The sequence below is a fragment of the Nocardia sp. NPDC057272 genome (genome assembly GCF_042668615.1).
Lineage (GTDB): Bacteria > Actinomycetota > Actinomycetes > Mycobacteriales > Mycobacteriaceae > Nocardia.
Genome location: NZ_JBHUYK010000019.1, coordinates 105992 through 122773 on the forward strand (window position 1 = coordinate 105992; position 16782 = coordinate 122773).

The window sequence follows — 16782 nt, forward strand, 5'->3', positions numbered from 1 at the left end:
ACAATGCAATTGGCACTGACCAGCGATGAGATCACCTTCCGCAATCACTTGCGATCGCTGTACCGCAAGGAGATCCCGCCCGAGATCCGCGATGGCGTGCGCGAAGGGCGCGAGCTCAGCCGCGAGGCGCTCATCACCACCCAGCGCATCCTCAACGCCCACCACCTCGCGGTGCCGAACTGGCCCCAGCAATGGGGTGGACGGAACTGGACACCCATCCAACTCCACCTCTGGTACGACGAGATGGCCCTGGCCTCGGTACCCGAGCCCCTGACCTTCAACGTCGACATGATCGGCCCGGTCATCGCCCGGTTCGGCACCGAGGAACAGAAGGCCAGGTTCCTCCCACCGACGGCCAACCTCGACATTTGGTGGTGCCAAGGCTTTTCCGAGCCCGAAGCCGGTTCGGACCTCGCCTCGCTGCGAACCACCGCGACGCGCGACGGCGAGACCTACCTCGTCAACGGGCAGAAGATCTGGACCAGCGCAGCCCAATACGCGGACTGGATGTTCTGCCTCGTCCGTACCGACCCCGCTGCGGCGAAGAAGCAAGCGGGGATCTCGCTGCTGCTGATCCCGATGGACACTCCCGGTGTCACCGTGCGCCCGATCGAGCTCGTCGGCGGCAGCCGCGAGGTCAACGAGGTCTTCCTCGATGACGTCCGGGTGCCTGCCGAGCATCTGGTCGGGCAGGAGAATCACGGCTGGACCTACGCGAAATTCCTCCTCGGCAACGAGCGCACCGGCATGGCCGCAGTCGGACGCACCAAGGTCCGGTTGTCCACGATCAAAGCGCGCGCCAGGCATACCCGTGTGGGCGCGGGCACCCTGCTGGACGACCCGATCTTCGCGGCACGCCTGGCTGAACTCGAAAACGAGACTCTCGCACTGGAGTTGGTCCAGATCGGCGCAGCCTCCGGTGTGAAGGCCCCCACGTCATCGGTTCTGAAACTGCGCGGCAGCGAACTTCAGCAAGCCGCCACCGAACTGATGATGGAGCTCGCCGGTCCCGGCGCGTTGCACTCCGATGTCGACCGCTGGGCCGGTCGTACCACAGCCGCCTACCTCAATTGCCGCAAGACATCCATCTACGGAGGATCGACCGAGGTGCAGCGCAGCATCATCGCCTCGACGATCCTCGGATTGTGAGCCCAGGCCATGAAATTCGAACCGACAGCCGAACAGGCGATGTTGCGCGACACTGTCAACAACGTCTTGGCCGACCATGTCCCTACGGCAGCGGATGATCTCTGGGCCACCTTCGCCGATCTCGGATTGCTCGGGCTGACCTTTCCCGAATCCGACGGCGGCCAGGGCGCTGGCCCGATCGAGGCGATGATCGTGATGTCGGAACTCGGCGCTGGTCTGGCCCGGGTACCGGTGCTCGACTGCGCCTATCTGCCCGGCGGCCTGCTCGTCGAAGCGGCCAGTCCCGCGCAACGTCGTGACCTGTTGCCGAAAGTCGCGGCCGGGGCGCTGCGGCTCGCGTTCGCCCACGAGGAGCCGCGCTCGCGCTGGCCACTGCGAACACTGATGACCGCTGCGGGACGAGAGGGCGACTCGTGGCGGGTGAGCGGGCACAAATCACCCGTTCTCTACGGCGACGAAGCGGACCTGCTCATTGTCAGCGCGACCGGACCCGATGGCATCGGCCTGTTCGTTGTCGACCCCACCGATATCGGCGTCTCTCGACGCGGCAGCGCGACCCACGACGGAGGCCGTGTAGCCGACATCGTCCTCGAACACGCCGCGGCCGAACCGCTTGCTTCGCGCCGCGCCGAGGACGCGATCGAAGCCGCACAGGTCGCCGCACAGGCCGCGCTGTGCGGCGAAGCGGTGGGCGCGATGACCGAGGCCCTCCGGATCACTGCCGAATATCTCTGCACCCGAACACAATTCGGTGTACCGCTGCGGACCTTTCAGGCACTCTCCCACCGCGCGGCTGACATGCACATCGCGGTCACACTGGCCCGCGCCATGTCGATGTATGCCTCGACGGCCTTGGCCGACGGCCTGATCGATCAGACGGTGGCCTCGCGCGCGAAGCTGCGGGTCGGTCGGTCGGCGCGCTTCGTCGGCCAGGAGGCTGTTCAGTTGCACGGCGGCATCGGAATGACCACGGAGCACCCGATATCGCACTACTTCGCCCGACTCACCGCCATCGAGCAGACGCTGGGTAGTTCCGACGACCATCTGCGGTTCCTGATGGATCGCGTCGCCGACTACGACCTGGTGGGCCTGTGACAAGCATCGACCGACCGGTGGTCAACGTGACCGGTGGCAAGGTGCGGGGTGCGACCGTCGACGGCGTCAGCGCGTTTCTGGGGGTGCCCTATGCCGCACCCCCGGTGGGGCCGGCGCGGTTCCGCGCGCCCGAACCGGTCGTGGGCTGGGACGGGATTCGCGACGCGGACACACACGGGCCCACCTGCCTACAGGGCCATTATCCGAACGGGATCGACGAGATCCTCGGCACTCACATCGTGGCAGGCGCGGAATCGCTGAACGTGAATGTCTGGACGCCCGGTGGTGGCGGGCTGCCGGTCATGGTGTGGATCCATGGAGGTTCGTTCGTCCACGGCGCCAACGCGGTACCCGCCTATGACGGCGCCGGTTTCGCCCGCGACGGCGTGGTGCTCGTCTCCATCAACTATCGCCTCGGCGCCGCGGGATTCGCCGTGCTCGGCGGCGCCCCGGCCAACCGTGGCCTGCTCGATCAGTTGTTCGCCCTGGCATGGGTCCGCGACAACATCGCTGCGTTCGGCGGCGACCCCGATAAGGTGACCGTCTTCGGCCAATCAGCGGGCGCGATGAGCATCGCGGCACTGCTGGGCTCACCGGCAGCGCGCGGCCTGTTCGCTCGCGCGATCATGCAGAGCGGCAATCCCGCGATGGCGGCGACTGTCGAGGACGCCCGATTGCTCAGCGGCGAACTCGCCGCGGCACTAGGAGTACCCGCGACCGCGGAAGCCTTTGCCACAGTGTCGCCCTCGGCTCTGCTGCTCGCGCAGGAGGCGGTGCGCGTGGACTTCGCCCGCGACCCGAACCCGACACGTTGGGGTGCGTCGGTGCTGACCGTCGGCGCCGGCATGAGCTTCTTTCCCGTCGTGGACGGTGACGTTGTTCCCACGGTGCCGGTCGAGGCGATCGCGGCGGGCTCGGCTCGCGGAATCGCCCTGCTCGCGGGCTACACCACCGAGGAGTTCCGGCTGTTCACCGTACCGACCGGGCTCGGTGACGCGATCACCGTCGACACACTGCCGTTCGCGCTCGCACGCTTGGGCATCGGCGCTTCGGCGATCACGCCCTACGCGACCAATCGCCCTGACGCAACCGCCGGAGACTTGCTGTCAGCAATTGCCACCGACGCCGTGTTCCGTAATCCGACCAGGCAACTCGTCGAGCTACAGGCCGCTGTCGATACTCCCGCATACCTCTACGAGTTCGGCTGGCGGCGCGAGGGCTTGGGCGCGATGCACGCACTAGAGGTGCCGTTCGTGTTCGACACCCTGGCCGTAGCCACCAGCCTCACCGGCCCGAACCCGCCCCAGCGGATCGCTGACGAAATGCACTCGGCCTGGATCGGCTTCGCCACCAACGGCGACCCCGGCTGGCCTTCCTACGCCGAGACCCAGCTGGTCATGACCTTCGACGAGCCCCGGTCGGCCTTGGTCGGTAATCCGCGCCCGGATGAATGCGCGACCCGGTACCCCTGACGACAGGACACACCCATGCCAAACCTTTTCGATCCCGTCCGCCGACACGCGGACTCCCACCCCGACACAGTCGCGATGCGCGGCGAAGGCGCCGCCACCGGCGATGTCAGCGCGTGGACCTACCACCAATTACGTTCGGTCAGTATCAATTACGCGGCGGCACTGATCGACTCCGGCCTTCAGGTCGGCGATCGAGTCCTGCTCATCGCACCGTCGGTTCCCGAATTCGTCGTCGCGTACATGGGTATTCAAGTCGCCGGTGCTGTCGCTGTTCCGGTCAACACGATGTCGACTCGACACGAAATCGACTACGTCCTCAGCGACGCGGGATGCGCGCTCGTGATCGCCTGGCACGCACTGGGTCCCGCCGCGTCCTCGGCCGCGATCGCGCGTGGCCTTCCGATACGGACACTGCGACCGGGAGCTGACTCGGGTCCGGCGACGACACCGGTCCGCGACCGCGACCGCGACGACACAGCGGCGATCCTCTACACCTCGGGCACCACCGGACGACCCAAAGGCGCGCAACTGACCGTGGCCAATCTCCTGGCCGCAGGCGAAATCGGCGTCGCATGCAGCCGGTCGACGCGATCGGACCGCACAGGTACGGCTCTACCGCTGTTCCACGTCTTCGGCCAGGCCTCGGTGATGATGACGACCTTCACCGCGGGCAGCTCGTTGTCACTGCTGTCCCGGTTCGACGCGGCGGCGATGACAGCGATGCTGCGTCGCGACCGGCTCACCGTGCTGGCAGGGGTGCCGACCATGTGGAACGCGATGCTGCACACGGCGGGCGAGGCCGACCCCGCCGATTTCGCTCAACTGCGGATCGCGATCTCCGGTGGCGCGTCCCTGCCCGCCGCGGTGACGAAGGAGTTCCAAGCGCGATTCGGTTGCACCATCCTCGAGGGCTACGGACTCACCGAAACCACGGCGTTCGGCACCTTCACCGACATCGACCGTGGCGCCAAGGTCGGCTGGGTCGGCAGCGCGACACCGTTCACCCGGATAGAGGTCCGCGACGAGGCAGGCCGGCCGTGCCCGCCGTCGAGGATCGGCGAGATATTCATCCGCGGTGAGACGGTGATGAAAGGTTACTGGCAACGGCCCTCCGACACCGCCGCCGTTCTCGATGACGACGGTTGGTTCCGCACCGGTGACCTGGGCACCACCGACACTGACGGCGACCTGCGCATCGTCGACCGGGCCAAGGACCTCATCATCCGCGGCGGGTACAACGTCTACCCGAGCGAGGTCGAGGAGGTCCTCTTCACCCATCCCGACGTCGTCGAGGTGGCCGTCATCGGCATTCCCGACGACTATTACGGCGAAGAGGTAGCCGCCGTCATCGTGGGGCGCCCGGACTCGACGCTCGGGGCCACCGAGGTGTCGGACTGGGCGCGCGAGCGACTCTCCGCCTATAAGGTTCCGCGCGTGATCGAGTTCGTCGAGGCCTTGCCGAAGGGTGCGACGGGCAAGATCCTCAAGCGGGCCATCGATCGCGAAACGCTCGCTCGAACTGTATCTGACAACCCTCGAACAACACCGTGACCACAGCGCCTTCTTCTGCACTGACACGACACCGTTGGCTATCGACCAGTAGATAGACACACCGATTCGGTTGGAACACCGACAACCCTGAACCCGGACTGCTCGAGGTAATTGAGGAAGACGATGCCCGACGACGCAAGCAGCGAACAGTTCGCCAATCCACGGCTGGCTATCCCTGCCGATCTCGCCGAGCAATGGTGTGAGCAGCTGATGCGCGATATCGCCAAGCTGGCCACAGCTTTCGCCGATCGTATGGTCGACGAGCTGACCGGCTTCGGGTGTGAGGCGACTGTCGCGCACCGCGCTCTGAGAACCACTGCGCTGACAGCGATGACCACCGTCCTCCACACCCTGGCGTCGACGAGCGCGGTCGATCTGGAAGTGCCCAAGGCGATCGGTCGGCTCGGTGCGGCACACCAGCTTCCTGCTGCGACGGTCGGTCGGGCGTTTCGCCTCGGTGCGATCATGCTGTGGGAGGCGATGGTCGGCTACGTCACCGACGACGCCGACGCAGGCTCGAAATTGCTGGCAGCGAGTCCGAGCTTGTGGGCCGCAGTCGACGACTGCGTGCGCGCGATCTTGCTCGTCTACCCGTCAGCATCCGTGGCACGGGTCAGCGACTACTCACCAGCGCATCGCACAGCGCACGAGGCACTGCTCACCTGCCACACCATGACCGAGGCCGAAATCGTCGAATGCGCAGCAATCCTTCGGTTTCCGCATCACGGGCAATTCGTCGTCGCCGCCGCAGCGGCTGACGCCGGAGTCATCGGTATCGCTGACCTTGTCGGCGAACTCGACAGCCACGGTGTTCGCTCATCGTGGGTTCTGCGCTCAGATGGACTCAATGGAATTTTGTCACTACCCAACGGTTGTGCGCTGAACACGACGTGCGCACTGATCGGAGCGCGATTGGAAGGCGGCGTCGGCATCAGCTCGATCTATGAGCGCCTCGCTGCCACTCCGAAGGCACATCGCCAGGCGAGGACGGCCGGCAGCGCCGCCTACCCCACCGAGAACGCGGTGGTTCGCTACGACCGTCCGTCGATCGGCGTGCTGTTGGCCGCGGCGCCCGAGGCGACGGCCGAGATCCAGCTCTCGGTGCTCGGACCGATCCTCGAGCTCTCCCCACCCATGCGCGATGTCTTTCTGAAGACACTGCGCTGCTGGTTCGATGTTGGCGGTGACACCCGCATCGCTGCCGAACGGCTCTTCTGTCACCCGAACACGGTGCGCTATCGACTCAATCGGGTCGCCGAGCTGACCGGATACAGCACGGCGACACCGATCGACGCCGGACAAATTCTTGTGGCCCTCGAGGCCTACCGGATCTCAGGGCAATGGCGTGCGCAGCGCTCAACCACGGAGTATCGGTTCGGGATCACGGAAACGGCGTCGACCGGTCATTCGATGTTCTCCCCATCTCCGCGGGCCGGCCGTGATCGCCGTCTCGACATCTCAGGCCCCGGATCGCGCAATGGGTAACCCGACAGTCGGGTCGATGCCCGCGGTGGCGCAATCGCTGCGGCCCCCGAGGCGAATTGCCTCCCGGTGACAGCGGGATAGCGTCGCAGCCGATCGAATTGACGCCCGGTAAGACCCACTGATCAGTGGTCAGAAATCGGACACAGCGGTTGACCACTTCGAGAATGTGCCGAACGGGCGCGGTCACGTCCGAGGGCCGCACGAACTGACCCGCGCGCACCGGTCACACCCACAGGTGGCGAGGTCGGGCAGCTGACACGCGCAGCTTCAACCGTCGCGAGCAATGCGCGCGGCCATCTGACGCACTCACGCGCGGTTGTCGCCGAATCGTCAGCCAAGATATGGCGCGCTTCGCCCCTCGAGGTAGTGGATCAGCCTGAGCCGCTGCGTGTGGTGCATGTCGAGGCTGTCCAGTACGGAGGGGACTACGAACCTCAGCTCTGTGGACTCGTCGGGGATGGCGAGGTCGCCCCCAATGATGCGAGCCAGGAAGCACACGTTGAACTGGCGCCGGACCTCACCGTCGCTGTAGACGATCACGTGACGCGGATCGGTGTAAGTTCCGACGGGACCGGTGATTTCGATATCGAGTCCGGTCTCTTCCTTGACCTCACGCACCGCGCAGCCGGGCAGACTGTCGGTCATTTCCATCCCGCCGCCCGGTAATGCCCACAGATCGCTGTCGGTGCGGCGTTGCAGCAGAAAACGGCCGACGTCGTCGCACACCACTGCGGACGCCGCGACCACAAGGCTGTTCGGCTCCGGTGCGGCTGGGTCGTCATAGTATTCGGTATGCGCCATCGGCTCAGCCTTTCACCGGTCGGCCGGTTTGCCAGACCGCGTTGAAACTGGCGGTGTAGGTGTCGAACACGCCACCGTCGACCGTGCGGCGCAGATGCCAGACGGGTGCACCGAATGCGTTCACACCCCACACGTGGGCATTGACATACATTTCGTCGACGGCGCGGAAGATGCTGCTGTAGAGCGTCGTGTCGTGGGTCTGCAGGTCGATGCCCGGCGTTGCTTCCAACGCCCGGTAATGCATCAAGGCCAGACGGCAGCGCGACTCTATGCCGTGCCCGAATCTCTCTTCCGTGCCACGTTGTTGGACGTTGGCGCTGTCAGCGTCGCCCACCGCTATCCGTATCGCGCAACGGGCTTCGGCGCGTTCGGTCAGCACATCGTTGAGCCGCGGATACGCCTCATGAAGGAAGACCGCCGCATAGACCAGGATGTCGAGGTGGTCTCGCGCCAGCGCGAGCAGGTTGACGAACATCGACGCCGACACATCTGCTCCCCGGTCGTAGAAAGCTCAGTCGCGAAGCGAGGTGACCAGCATCGTCATCCCGGCCCCGGTGAACAGCACCGTGACCCCCGCCAGGACGAAGAACCCGAAATTCGGCTCCATCCCGTTGGCAAGCAGAGTCGGCACGAACACTCCGAGCGGCACGGCTCCGGCGAAAGCCCACGCACCCAGCCGGAAAGCCCCCATGAACACCCCCACCGGCTCGAATATCCCTACCAACGCCAGCCCGACCCCCACGAACGCCAGCCACAGCCACCACCCCAGACGCCCGGTCTGACGCGGATTGTAGGAATCGGACTGCCCGTCGATGACGACGCCGACGACCTGTCCCTGCCACGTCCGCAGTGTCGCCTGCCCACCTTCCCGGGCCTTGGCGAAGAGTTCGCCGTTCACGTCGTGCGAGTGCTGCGTCCCGTCGCGCATCCACCTGATCGTGAGGTGATTCGTCGTGGTCGTGCTGGTGGTTCCATCGCTGTTGAAGTGGGTGGAAGTCGTAGTGGACGTATCTTTCTCGATGATAGTGACGGTCTCTTCGTCGAAGCAGCTGCCTGCACTCTTCTCACATGCCACCTGATGCCGATACTCCCGCGTCTGGTGAAACGGATCCACGGCATGCGCCAGCGCGAACACCACCAGTCCGGCCCCGACCAGGAACGCCAGCGCCCTACCAACCATCGCCTCTCCCACCAAGTTCCGATGACACACCTGCAGCGAGATTGGTCCGCGCTTCCCCGAAGAGCCTCCGACATTACCGCCGCAAGCCCTCCCACACACCGATTTTCCTTACGCTGGGCAATGATTTGGGTGAATGGTGACCTCTTCCCCTCCAGCGTGGCGACGGGCACCGTGCGCCCGGCTGCGGCCTGTGATCTGTGTCGGTGCCCAGGCGCTCGTCGGCGATCCATGCCGGCGATTCCCTACCATCGTCGATGGGGTATTCGAGGTGGCGCTCCGTGGTGCTGATCCCGAGCCGTCACGCCGAGGACCTGTTCGCCGGGTGGTGGACGTTGATCGGACGGTTGGGTGTGGTGCCGCGAGTGCTGGTGTGGGATGGTGAAGGCGCGATCGGGCGGTGGCGTGATGGGCGCAGCGAGCTCACCATCGAATGTCACGCATTCCGAGGAACTTTGGGAACGAAAGTCGTCATTTGCCGGCCCGCTGACCCCGAAGCGAAGGGCATCATCGAGCGGGCCCGCGACTACCCAAACGTTCCTTCTTACGCGGCCGAACATTCACCGGCCCAACCGATTTCGACGCCCAAGTTGGTCAGTGGCTGGCGGCGGTGAACACCCGGCCTCGCCGCGCGTGGGTTGCGCGCCGTGTGATCGGATCTCGCCCGACTGGCCATCATCACGTCCCGGAAGCCCCCGGCTGACTCCCGCAACACCGCCCAGCCAGCAGTCAACGGTCAGTCTCAAACCACTTACATAAGCTGGGATGCCACAACCGGCCGTCGCCGGTCCATTCGGTGAACGCCACCTCCCCGATCAGCGCGGGCCGGACCCACACCACTCCGTCCGGGGTGGGTCCGAGGCCAGGAATCGGCGGGTCCGACTGTTGCAGCGGTACCAGGCGTTCACGCAGATCGATGAGCATCGCGGCGCCGGCCCCCACACTACCGGCGTACTCGAGACTGCCACGATCATCAGGCACCGCGACCAGCAACGACCCGATCTGTCCCGCGCGCCGACCCGCCAACGTGTCACACTCCCCGCTGCACGATGGCCGCAGGTCACCTCACGATGTCACCTCCGGTTGACCTAATCACCCTTCGAAGTGGGCCGTCGCCAGGCATCACTCGACAACTAGGCGGGAACTGCCGCCAGAGCGCTTTACCCCGCGTCACCGTCGGCGCATGCACCCCGCCGATGATGTGTATATCCAACGACAGCTGACCGGGGAAAACGTGGGCCGCGAGAGAGCCATCGAGGCCCTGCTGGACGAATGATCAGAATCGAAACTGTGGGGTTTCTGTGAGAAATCGGCAAACCACGTCAAATCTCCAGGCACAGAAAAACCCCTCCAACCCAGGTCAGAGAGGGTTTCTACTGTCGGGCTGACAGGGTTTTAACCTGCGACCACCTGGCGCGCGTTCCAGTTGTTCAGAAGCTACCCGTCAGGACCCAATAGTGCTCAGCACCAGGGCTTTTCACGAAACGGTTCGGGACGCGGCGCAATCAGCAGATTCATCGAGTAGATGATCCGGACCTGCGACGGCTCAGCGCAACGGAGAGTGCGTGGGCGTGGCGGAGCAACAGCGTACCCAGCACGTCGTGACGCTCGGCGCGGAACCGACTCTCGACCCCGGTCAGGCTCAAAGCCCACCGGGGTTCGTCGCGGCGGTCGAACACCGCCGCTGCCATCCCCCAGCTTCCCTCGACAAGCAGGCCCGGGTTCACGCACCAGCCGGTTTCTCGGATCGCGTCCATACGCGGAACGAGCTCGTCACGAGCATGACTCGCACCCCATTGCGCACTCAGGTCCGTGCGGCCGAGGTAGTCCTCGATGTCACGGTCGGGTAGATGGGCGAGAATCGCCAGGCCTGCCGAGGCGACACCGAGCGGGAACCGAATGCCGACGTGCAGCACGTGCGAGCGCAGCGGAAAGCTGCCTTCCTCGCCCGCCAGGCACACTGTCTCGTCGCCGCGCCGGGCGGACAGGAACGCACTTTCCCCAGTCTCGCGGGCTAGCTCACGCAGCACAGGACGAGCCACGTCGGTGATGTCGTAACGCTCCGCCGCGAGCGAGCCCATGAGAAACAGTTCCGGTCCGAGAAACCACAGACCCGAGCCCACGTCGCGGTCGAGAAAACCTTCCTCGGCCAGCGAAGAGAGCAACCGATGCGCGGTAGGCCTCGCGAGATCGGCCCGCCGTGCCAAATCACTGGTCGACACTCCCACATCACCGCTGGCCGCAATCGCACGCAGCAGCGACGCCGCGCGCCCGAGCACAGATGGATTCAGCTCTCCACTCACGCCCGCATCCTACGTCCATTCAATGGACGACATACCACCAACCTGTCCACTCGCCGAGCAATTTCACCTCCCATGGATATCCATCTTGCCAGTATGAAGCGCCGGAGTGTTGTGTAGGCACGAAGGAAACAGACGTCCAAAGAATGGACGGTCAGATGAAAGGCGAGTCCCGGATGAACTCGAAAGTGGTGGATACGGCAGTCGCCGCCGTAGCCGATATCGGCTCAGGGGCGACGTTGGCAGTCGGCGGGTTCGGGTTGTGTGGTGTCCCGGACGCACTGATCGCGGCGATCACCGAGGGCAGAGCCACCGACTTCGCAGTGTTCTCCAACAACTGCGGCGTCGACGACTACGGCCTGGGAATCTTGTTGTCGGCCGGGAGAATCGCACGGGTGACCGCCTCGTATGTGGGTGAGAACAAGGAGTTCGCGCGCCAGTACCTCGGCGGCGAGCTAGAGGTGGAACTGATCCCGCAGGGAACCCTCGCCGAGCGCCTTCGCGCCGGCGGAGCGGGCATACCCGCCTTCTACACCCCAGCCGGTGTCGGGACCCCGATCAGCGACGGCGGCCTCCCGTGGCGTTACGCACCGGATGGGTCGGTGGCGCTGGCCTCGCCGCCGAAGGAAGTCCGGGAGTTCGGACACCACCGCTACGTCCTCGAAGAATCCATCGTCGCCGATTTCGCCCTCGTTCACGCCGCCGTCGGTGACACCGAGGGAAACCTGGTTTTCGAGAAGTCGGCCCTGAACTTCAACCCGCTGGTCGCGATGGCCGGTCGGATCACCATCGCCCAGGTCGAGCAGCTCGTCCCGGCCGGCGAACTCGACCCCGCACACGTTCACCTGCCGGGGGTGTTCGTCCAGCGCATCGTGCACACCGGCGCGCAGGACAAACGAATCGAGAAGCGGACCGTTCGACAGGAGGCCACCCGATGAGCTGGACACGCACCGAAATGGCCGCCCGCGCGGCACAGGAACTCTCGCCCCGGGAGTACGTCAACCTCGGCATCGGCCTGCCCACCCTGATCCCGAACCACCTTCCCAACGGCGTAGCGGTGGTGCTGCACAGCGAGAACGGCATCCTCGGCACCGGCCCCTACCCGGATGAGGACGACGTCGACCCTGATCTGATCAACGCGGGCAAAGAGACCGTGACTGTCGAACCCGGCGCATCGTTCTTCGACTCGGCGCTCTCGTTCGGCATGATCAGGGGCGGACACATCGACACCGCGGTACTGGGCGGGATGCAGGTCTCGCGGCACGGTGATCTGGCGAACTGGATGGTGCCCGGCGCGATGGTCAAAGGCATGGGCGGCGCGATGGACCTCGTCCACGGCGCCCGCCGGGTGATCGTGCTGATGGAGCACACCACCCGCGACGGCTCACCCAAGATCGTCGAGGCGTGCACCCTGCCACTCACCGGCCAAGCCGTTGTGCAGCGGGTGATCACCGACCTCGCTGTGCTCGACATCGCCGAAGGCCAGGTGATTGTGCGCGAGACCGCGCCCGGGGTGAGCGTCGAGCAAGTGCGCCGCGCCACCGGAACACCACTGACCATCGGTACAGTCCTCGGCTGAGGACTCGCCCTATGCCACCAGGAGGTAGCAGTGCCGTTTCCCGATAGCTCCCAACACGAATCCGCGCTGTCGGAGACAGGCATGTCGGTTCGCCGGGAGGTGATGGGCGATTCGTTCGTCGACCAGGCGCTGGCCCGTACCGAGGGAACCGAGTCGGCCGAACTGCAGCGGTTCGTCACCGAACACGTCTGGGGTGCGGTGTGGACTCGCCCCGGACTGGACCGCCGCAGCCGCAGTCTGCTCAATCTCGGGATGCTGACTGCGCTGCGAGCGCACGAGGAGCTCGCCGGCCATGTACGTGGCGCACTCGCCAACGGCCTCACGCGCGAAGAGATCGTCGAAGCGATCATCCACACCGCCGGGTATTGCGGTGCCCCCGCGGCACTTTCAGCCATGCGCATCGTGCAACAGACCTTCGACGCGGACGCCGAGTAGATGAAGAATCGACCCGAGCCGAACAGAGGTAGGTGAGCCCCGCTGATCGCACGCACTCAGGTCCAGCGGGCGATGACGAAAACTGGGCTGTCCGCCACCGTACTCAACTGGTAGTGATCGCGTCGGGCCTGGTGCGCGTTGAACGACCACGCTGACCGACATCGCCGCATTCCGGGATACCTCGGGGGAATTCGATCCAGAAGCTGCTACCGCGACCCAGCTGGGCGTCGACTCCAAAAGTACCGTTGTGCGCGTGCATGATCGCGGCGACGATCGCCAAACCCAGACCATTGCCGCCCCGACTGCGCGCCCGGCCGCTGTCGGCCCGATAGAACCTGTCGAACAAATGCGGGAGGTGCTCGGGCGCGATACCCCGCCCGGTGTCATCGACCGAGATCCTTACCGAATTGTCGATTCCGATGACGCGGATGGTGATCGTGGCATCACTGGGGGTGTGCCGCAGCGCGTTCGTAGCCAGCGACAGCACTGCTTGGACCACCCGATCCGAAACTGCGGTGACACAAAGGGATTTCGGCATTTCGACACGAATGCAACGCTCGGGCTGGATGACATGCAGATCGTCGACGACAGCCGCGACGAGAGGCACGACGTCGACTATTCCACGATCTGCGATGCCGTGCTCGTCCAGATCGTTCAGGTCCAGCAATGCTTCTACGATCCCCGCCATTCGACGGGCTTCGTCGTTGATTCGACGCATCGCGTCTTGAACCCCGTCCGTATCGACGGGGCCGTCGGACGAGTACAGGGCGGAGTATCCGCGCAAGGTTGTCAGTGGCGTGCGGAGTTCGTGGGATGCGTCGGCGACGAATCGCCGCATCCGGTCCTCGGTGGCCTGAATGGTGTCGATCATGGTGTTCAACGCCTGACTCAACCGGGCAGCCTCGGTCCCCGGCCGGTACGCCTCGACACGACGATCTGTGGCTCCGGCTGCGATCGCATCGGCAGCCTCTGTCATCCGCGCGATGGGCGCCAAGCCGAGACGATGCACCCACCAGACGACCGAACCGACAACCAGTCCGATGATGCCACCAGCCGCCGCCAGCGCGAGGATCAACCGCGACGTGGCATCCCGTGCGTTCTGGGCCGAGATCCCGATGACCGCGGTGGCACCGAAGGATTCGATCGTCATCACCCGCATCTCCGACGCGACCCCCGCCGTCGTCGGGCGACCTGACGGCACGGGAAGTGACTGCATGCCTTGCAGATTCGGCACCACGCTCGGGTCATCAGTGGGCGCCTGAATGGTGGTGAGCGTGCCGTCGACATTGCGAATCCCGAGGTAGATGTCGCCGAACGCGGCCGGGAACCTGCTGACCTGTCTCGACCGCTGGCTCAGCAATAACGGCACCGTCGGATTCTCTGCCAACTGTGACAGTCGCGTGTCGAGTTGCTGGACGAGGTAGTGGCGCTGGATCACGACAACGGCGCCACCGGCAGCCAGCATCGTCAAGGTCAAGGCGATGAGCGCCAGGGTCAGCCGCCTGGCCAGCGACATCAGGCGTCCCTGATGCAGTAACCCACCCCGCGCACGGTGTAGATGAGCTTCGGGCCGCCGCGGTCGATCTTCTTACGCAAGCTGCTGATGAAGGTTTCGATGACAGCGGACTCGCCGTCGAAGTTGTACTGCCACACGTGATCCAGGATCCGCGCTCGGGTGACCACTCGGCCGACGTTGGTGATGAGACATCGAAGCAGACTGAATTCGGTGACCGTCAGATGTATTTCCTCGTCACCCCGCCACACACGGTGTGCTTCGTCGTCGAGCACCAGATCTGCCACCCGCCATTGCGCGGGCAGCTCGGCGATCGCGCCCCTCCTGCGCAGCGCGACCTGGACGCGGGCGACAACTTCTTCCATGACAAACGGTTTGACGATGTAATCGTCACCGCCGCTGGTCAATCCGCGGACTCGTTCGGCGGTATCGGACCGCGCGGTCAGGAACAGGACAGGTGCGTCGCATCCGCGACCGCGCAGTTTGGCCAGGACCACGTAGCCGTCGTCGTCGGGCAGCATGATGTCGAGCACGATCGCGTCCGGACGATAGCTGTCCGCCAACGCCAGCGCTTCCCGGCCGGTCGACGCAGTCTCCACCGCGCACCCAGCCATGCGCAAACCGGTGCCGACCAGATAGGCGATGTTCTCTTCGTCTTCGACCACGAGGACCCGCGGTGGCGTCGACGATGACTCGCCTGCGGGCAGTGGCGTCGGTGTCGCGGGCATAGCGACAGGATGCCCGTCGACGGTGTGAGGTGGCTCGAGGTTTCCTGGCGATCTCCTGTGAACCGGTGCCCAGGAAACCGCAAGGAACTCCTCGAGAGCCCGCCAGCCGCGCCGTCGAGACTCAGACAGTCGCCGCGTTCGCGGCGACTGAGTCGAGGAAAGGAATCGTCGGTATGCGTATCGTCCGCAATTCGTTCGTGGCCATCGCCATGATGGGGATGGCTTTGTCTGCAGGTCTGGGCGCCGGATCCGCATCGGCCGCGCCGGGCGAAGGGAAGGGCCACCATGCCCAGCTCACCGATGAGCAGAAGCAGTGCCTGGCCGGCCAGGGCCTCAGCCGGGAAAACCGGCCGGACGGCAAGCCCTCTCAGCAACAGATCGATGCGATCCAGGCGGCGCTGGCCGCATGCGGGATCCCCATGCCCGAGCGGCCCCAGCTCACCGATGAGCAGAAGCAGTGTCTCAGCGACGCCGGTTTCAGTCGTGAGAACCGACGGGAGGGCAAACCTTCGGACGAGCAGATCGCGTCGGCCAAGGCAGCCTTCGAGGCATGCGGCATCTCCCGGCCGTGACGTAGCTGCGACAGACCGGACTTGGCGACCATCGCGTGGTGGTCCCGCAGCGGTCGACAAGAACGACCAGTCGACCCGATGAAGCGTCCGACTGCGATTGAACAGCCCTGCGGCACGGCTAACCTGGCCGTGCCGCAGGGCTGTTTCTCACTTCGTGGGGACCGGGGCTGGGGCGTTGATCGTCGTAAAATATTGCACCGCAGCCATAATCGCGACCGGAGCAGTCACGAACAGCTGACCCAACACCGTCCCGATCGCTCCGATCGCCACAATCCCGCCGATACAACCAACCGCAGCAGCCGGAATGAACGCACCGAATAGACCGATAATCGTGGCCGAAGCAACAGTCGCACCGGCGATACCACCGAGCACACAACCGATCGCCGCACCACCAAGACCACCGACCGTGGTCCCGACCGAGGCACCCAACGCGATAGTGCTGGTCAACCGAGACCACGCCGCCTGCTCACGCTCGTACTCCGACTTCCACGGCGCCTGGTTCTCATACGGCAACGCGACCGGCTTGTAAACAGCGTGCGCCACGTCGAACTGCGGGGTCAAAGTCGCGGTCCGGTCCTTGACCTCCGCAGCAATGGGAAACTCGAAATCATCGACCCTGAACGACAACTCGGTTCCACCGAGCACCGCCCCGTTCGCTGCCTTGATCGCAAGAACCCCGTCATCAGCAGTGATCGAACCCGCGTCGGTACTGATCAGGGTGGACCGATCAGTCGCGCTCAGCGTGTAATTCACGGTCGACTGGTTACCCGGCACCGCCGAAGCAGCGCCCGCGCTCACGCAGATGGCGGTGGCGAGCAACGCCGACCCTGCCAAAACTTTCCTCATCATGACTACTTTCTCTGAATGGTGTTGCACGGTCTTTCGGCCGCGCCTGAACGTCGCCCCAGCCAGCACGCGCATCGGA

Annotated in this window: 18 protein-coding genes and 1 pseudogene; 11 read left to right on the plus strand and 8 right to left on the minus strand. The window is 65.1% G+C overall.

The genetic code is table 11. From position 1 onward, the window contains the following. Positions 1–3 precede the first annotated feature (3 nt). From ACFULV_RS23880 to ACFULV_RS23900, 5 genes are all read left to right on the plus strand, one after another. Complete coding sequence (locus tag ACFULV_RS23880; RefSeq protein WP_378660264.1) at positions 4–1149, plus strand: acyl-CoA dehydrogenase family protein; 1146 nt, start codon at positions 4–6, stop codon at positions 1147–1149. A gap of 9 nt (positions 1150–1158) precedes the next feature. Then, entirely contained in the window at positions 1159–2244 is a 1086-nt protein-coding gene (locus tag ACFULV_RS23885; RefSeq protein ID WP_378660267.1) for an acyl-CoA dehydrogenase family protein, read from the plus strand. Further along, the gene (locus tag ACFULV_RS23890; RefSeq protein WP_378660269.1) at positions 2241–3716 is read left to right on the plus strand and encodes a carboxylesterase/lipase family protein; all 1476 of its coding nucleotides are present in this window, start codon (positions 2241–2243) and stop codon (positions 3714–3716) included. Before ACFULV_RS23885 ends, ACFULV_RS23890 begins: the two co-directional genes overlap by 4 nt. A 15-nt stretch (positions 3717–3731) precedes the next feature. Beyond that, a complete protein-coding gene (locus ACFULV_RS23895; protein ID WP_378660272.1) occupies positions 3732–5267 on the plus strand; it encodes an AMP-binding protein in 1536 nt (511 codons plus the stop codon). A gap of 123 nt (positions 5268–5390) precedes the next feature. Then, positions 5391–6752: a helix-turn-helix domain-containing protein gene (locus tag ACFULV_RS23900; RefSeq protein ID WP_378660275.1), complete on the plus strand. Its 1362-nt coding sequence runs from the start codon at positions 5391–5393 to the stop codon at positions 6750–6752. Between the two features lie 330 nt (positions 6753–7082). On the opposite strand, the gene ACFULV_RS23905 is transcribed toward ACFULV_RS23900, so the two are convergent. Genes ACFULV_RS23905 through ACFULV_RS23915 form a run of 3 tightly spaced genes read right to left on the minus strand, consistent with a single transcriptional unit; the run spans position 7083 to position 8745 of the window. Then, entirely contained in the window at positions 7083–7553 is a 471-nt protein-coding gene (locus ACFULV_RS23905; protein WP_378660278.1) for an NUDIX hydrolase, read from the minus strand. A 4-nt stretch (positions 7554–7557) separates the two neighbouring features. After that, positions 7558–8028: a hypothetical protein gene (locus ACFULV_RS23910; RefSeq protein WP_378660281.1), complete on the minus strand. Its 471-nt coding sequence runs from the start codon at positions 8026–8028 to the stop codon at positions 7558–7560. A gap of 36 nt (positions 8029–8064) precedes the next feature. Beyond that, positions 8065–8745, minus strand: a complete 681-nt coding sequence (locus ACFULV_RS23915) for a hypothetical protein (protein ID WP_378660283.1) — start codon at positions 8743–8745, stop codon at positions 8065–8067. Between the two features lie 248 nt (positions 8746–8993). Here ACFULV_RS23915 and ACFULV_RS23920 point away from each other — a divergent pair. Next, a pseudogene (locus tag ACFULV_RS23920) lies at positions 8994–9444 on the plus strand (IS21 family transposase); the annotation flags it as partial. Between the two features lie 15 nt (positions 9445–9459). Here ACFULV_RS23920 and ACFULV_RS23925 read toward each other — a convergent pair. After that, positions 9460–9711 carry a hypothetical protein gene (locus tag ACFULV_RS23925; protein ID WP_378660376.1) on the minus strand — a complete coding sequence of 84 codons (252 nt, stop codon included), beginning with the start codon at positions 9709–9711 and terminating at the stop codon, positions 9460–9462. A gap of 533 nt (positions 9712–10244) precedes the next feature. Continuing rightward, complete coding sequence (locus tag ACFULV_RS23930; protein ID WP_378660286.1) at positions 10245–11033, minus strand: IclR family transcriptional regulator; 789 nt, start codon at positions 11031–11033, stop codon at positions 10245–10247. Positions 11034–11206: 173 nt separating this feature from the next. On the opposite strand from ACFULV_RS23930, the gene ACFULV_RS23935 reads away from it, so the two are divergent. The 3 genes from ACFULV_RS23935 to ACFULV_RS23945 all read left to right on the plus strand — a co-directional run bounded on the left by ACFULV_RS23935 (position 11207) and on the right by ACFULV_RS23945 (position 13044). Next, a complete protein-coding gene (locus ACFULV_RS23935) occupies positions 11207–11968 on the plus strand; it encodes a CoA transferase subunit A (RefSeq protein ID WP_378660289.1) in 762 nt (253 codons plus the stop codon). Further along, positions 11965–12609: a CoA transferase subunit B gene (locus ACFULV_RS23940; protein ID WP_378660291.1), complete on the plus strand. Its 645-nt coding sequence runs from the start codon at positions 11965–11967 to the stop codon at positions 12607–12609. Before ACFULV_RS23935 ends, ACFULV_RS23940 begins: the two co-directional genes overlap by 4 nt. A gap of 81 nt (positions 12610–12690) precedes the next feature. After that, positions 12691–13044: a carboxymuconolactone decarboxylase family protein gene (locus ACFULV_RS23945; protein WP_378553527.1), complete on the plus strand. Its 354-nt coding sequence runs from the start codon at positions 12691–12693 to the stop codon at positions 13042–13044. A 103-nt stretch (positions 13045–13147) separates the two neighbouring features. Here ACFULV_RS23945 and ACFULV_RS23950 read toward each other — a convergent pair whose 3' ends face one another. Continuing rightward, entirely contained in the window at positions 13148–14119 is a 972-nt protein-coding gene (locus ACFULV_RS23950) for a sensor histidine kinase (protein ID WP_378660293.1), read from the minus strand. A 7-nt stretch (positions 14120–14126) separates the two neighbouring features. On the opposite strand from ACFULV_RS23950, the gene ACFULV_RS23955 reads away from it, so the two are divergent. Further along, positions 14127–14306, plus strand: a complete 180-nt coding sequence (locus ACFULV_RS23955) for a hypothetical protein (protein ID WP_378660296.1) — start codon at positions 14127–14129, stop codon at positions 14304–14306. 253 nt (positions 14307–14559) lie between these two features. On the opposite strand, the gene ACFULV_RS23960 is transcribed toward ACFULV_RS23955, so the two are convergent. Continuing rightward, positions 14560–15285, minus strand: a complete 726-nt coding sequence (locus tag ACFULV_RS23960; protein ID WP_378660298.1) for a response regulator transcription factor — start codon at positions 15283–15285, stop codon at positions 14560–14562. A gap of 173 nt (positions 15286–15458) precedes the next feature. Between ACFULV_RS23960 and ACFULV_RS23965 the strand changes: the two genes are divergently transcribed. Then, positions 15459–15857: a hypothetical protein gene (locus tag ACFULV_RS23965; RefSeq protein ID WP_378660300.1), complete on the plus strand. Its 399-nt coding sequence runs from the start codon at positions 15459–15461 to the stop codon at positions 15855–15857. Positions 15858–16004: 147 nt separating this feature from the next. On the opposite strand, the gene ACFULV_RS23970 is transcribed toward ACFULV_RS23965, so the two are convergent. Then, positions 16005–16703, minus strand: coding sequence for a hypothetical protein (locus ACFULV_RS23970; protein WP_378660379.1), 699 nt, complete (start codon positions 16701–16703; stop codon positions 16005–16007). Positions 16704–16782 lie beyond the last annotated feature (79 nt).